The 494-nt window shown below is 65.8% G+C and carries 1 pseudogene; it reads left to right on the top strand.

Features of this window, described 5'->3' with window-relative positions:
- Positions 1-494: pseudogene (locus D180_RS11920) on the top strand (xylose isomerase); the annotation flags it as partial.

The following is a 494-nucleotide window of genomic DNA, read 5'->3' as shown; positions in this document are numbered from 1 at the left end:
GATGCGGCGTTCGAGTTCTTCACCAAGCTCGGCGTGCCGTACTGGTGCTTCCACGACATCGACCTGGCGCCGGACGCCGACGATGCCGGGCAGTACGAGAAGAACCTCAAGCACATGGTGGGCCTGGCCAAGGCGCGCCAGGACGCGACCGGCATGAAGCTGCTGTGGGGCACGGCCAATCTGTTCTCGCATCCGCGCTACATGAACGGCGCCGCGACCAATCCCGATTTCGCCGTGGTGGCGCGCGCCGCGGTGCAGGTGAAGGCGGCGCTGGAGGCGACGGTGGAACTGGGCGGCGAACACTACGTGTTCTGGGGCGGCCGCGAAGGCTACGCCTCGCTGGTCAACACGCAGATGAAGCGCGAACTCGAGCACTTCGCGCGCTTCCTCAGCATGGCGCGCGACTACGGCCGCAGCATTGGCCTGAAGGGCAACTTCCTGATCGAGCCCAAGCCGATGGAGCCGATGAAGCACCAGTACGACTTCGACAGCGC

The sequence above is a fragment of the Xanthomonas sp. SHU 166 genome (assembly GCF_000364685.1).
GTDB classification, from domain to species: domain Bacteria; phylum Pseudomonadota; class Gammaproteobacteria; order Xanthomonadales; family Xanthomonadaceae; genus Xanthomonas_A; species Xanthomonas_A sontii.
The sequence above is the reverse complement of the archived record's forward strand: the minus strand, read 5'-3'. Positions and strand labels throughout refer to the sequence as shown.